The organism is Acidovorax delafieldii 2AN, from assembly GCF_000175235.1.
In the GTDB taxonomy this organism is placed as follows: domain Bacteria; phylum Pseudomonadota; class Gammaproteobacteria; order Burkholderiales; family Burkholderiaceae_C; genus Acidovorax; species Acidovorax delafieldii_B.
This window is the reverse complement of the sequence record NZ_ACQT01000413.1, coordinates 1-2,115: the sequence shown is the minus strand read 5'-3', so window position 1 is coordinate 2,115 and position 2,115 is coordinate 1. Positions and strand designations below refer to the sequence as shown.

The window sequence follows — 2,115 nt, the reverse complement described above, 5'->3', positions numbered from 1 at the left end:
CCCGGGCGGTGGCGTGGATGGCCGTGCTGCGTGATCCGGTTCTGCCCCAGCGTGCCGGTGGCGCGATGCGGGCCGAGTGCTGGCCGGGTTCATCGCGCGCTTGGGCATCCTGCGGGGCGGTCACCACCGCGGGCAAACCGGATCAGGCCAGGCCCTCAGGGCGGCGCCACGAGCGCGTGCTCATTCGCTGTATTCGCGCGCCAGCTGGGCGAACGGCAGTGCCTGCTTGACGAGGATGACGGTGCAGGGCGCGTCGCGCGCCACGCGCATGGGCACGGTGGCGATGAAGCGCTGCGTCTGCAGCCCGTGCGTGGCCGCGCCCAGGATCATCATGCTGACCTGGTTGCCCTCGGCGTAGCGCACCAGTGCCTGGGCCACGTCGCCTGCTTCGAGCACGTGGTAGCTCACGCTGTGGCCCGACAGATCGAGCCCCTCGGCCCACTGCCGCAGGCGCGTGGCGTGCTGGCGGTGCAGGGCGGTTTCGCTGCGCTCGGCATCGGTGCTGCTGCTGGCCGAGGGTGAGATCACGGTTACGCAGGCCAGCCGCGCGCCGGGGCGGATGCCGAGCGAGCGGGCCACGGCCTGGCGCAGCGAGTAGAGCGTGGCGTCCTGCACGTCCTCGTGCGGCACGGCCACCATCACGATGGGCACTTCCTCGATCTGGCGCGTGGGCAGCGGGCTGGGCTGGTAGTGCATGCCGGCCGCCTTGATCCAGCGCTTGAAGTGCGTGCGCAGGCGCGGGCCGCGTGTGCGCTGGCCGCGCTGGGTGATCTGCACCTGCCCCGGGTTGGCCAGGTCGAACGCCAGGTGGGCGGCCGAGGGGTGGCGCTTGGCGGCCTCGGGTTCGAGGCAGCGCAGGATGATCTCCTGCAGCCATTCGGGCAGGTCGGGGCGGTGCTGGCGCGGCGGCGCGGGCGACATCCACAGGCGTTGGCGCAGGCCGCCCTGCGTGGTCGGGGCGCCGAAGGGCAGTTCGCCCGTGGCAAGTTCGTAGAGCATGACGCCAATGGCGAAGATGTCGCTGCGCGGGTCGCCGCGCACCCCCACCACCTGTTCGGGCGCGATCCAGGCCGGCGAGCCCACGGCGCGGCGCAGTTCTTCGGCCAGCAAGTCGGGGTAATGCGCGTGGCACGACAGGCCGAAGTCCAGCAGCATGGCGTGGTCGTCGCGCGTGAACAGCACGTTGCCGGGTTTGAGGTCGAGATGGCACACGTTCTGCTGGTGCAGGCTGTGGGCGGCATGCCCCATGGCGGCCCCCAGGCGGGCGATGGTGGCCACATCCGGTCGCTGAGGTGCGTCGATCCAGTGCTGCAGGGTGGGGCCCGTCAGGTATTCCATGACCAGGTAGGGGATGCGGTCGAGGTCGCCCGCCGCCACGAAGCGCGGCACATGGGGGCCCGTGAGGGTGGGCAGGATCTGCAACTCGACCTCGAAGCTGACGATGTTCTCGGCTCCGTCGCCCGCCGTCATGCGGGGGATCTTCATGGCCAGCGGAAAGCCCGGGTTCGGCGCACCCACCGCATATTCCACGCGATAGATGTGGGCCATGCCGCCCGAATGTATGCACTCGAGCACGGTGAAACCGTCGACTTCGGTGCCTGGTTCAAGCAGCTTCATCGGCCGGCCTCCAGTCGCTGGGCGAAATAGTCGGGCATGGCGCCCGTGGCGCGGATCGCTGCTGCTGCGGCGGCGTGGTCGTAGGGCACACGCTCGAAGCGCAGTAGCCAGGCATCGGTGTCGAGCAGGGCGTACATGGCGCGCGGGTCGCCGTCGCGCGGCTGGCCCACCGAGCCGATGGTGGCCACCCATTCGCGGTGCCTGGGTACGGGAATGGCCACCCCAGGCTGCGGGGCAAAGCGCATCAGTCCCCGACCTGCGCCGCGGTAGTACAGCGTCTGCTGGTGCACATGGCCGCAAAACACGTGGCGGATGCCGGGGCGCTGTACGGCGGCGTCCAGGCACTGGCCCGCCACGGCTTCGTTGTCGACATAGCGCCAGCGCTCGGGGGCGTCGGCGCTGGCGTGTACCAGCAGGACGCCGCCCACCTCGGCGATCAGGGGGCGGGACGCGAGAAACGCGCGCTCGGGCGGGGTAAGCTGGTCGTGGGTCCAGTCG

General features: G+C 70.8%; 2 protein-coding genes. Both read right to left on the bottom strand.

Features of this window, described 5'->3' with window-relative positions:
• Positions 1-180: 180 nt before the first annotated feature.
• A complete protein-coding gene (locus ACDELDRAFT_RS21680) occupies positions 181-1,617 on the bottom strand; it encodes a serine/threonine protein kinase (RefSeq protein WP_005800649.1) in 1,437 nt (478 codons plus the stop codon).
• The coding region (locus ACDELDRAFT_RS21675) for a metallophosphoesterase family protein (protein WP_005800648.1) at positions 1,614-2,115 on the bottom strand (502 nt) is incomplete at its 5' end. The genes ACDELDRAFT_RS21680 and ACDELDRAFT_RS21675, both read right to left, overlap by 4 nt.

What these genes read in the sequence shown, in the direction of transcription:
- ACDELDRAFT_RS21680 (WP_005800649.1), bottom strand. Translation starts at nt 1,617, where the DNA reads ATGAAGCTGCTTGAACCAGGCACCGAAGTCGACGGTTTCACCGTGCTC.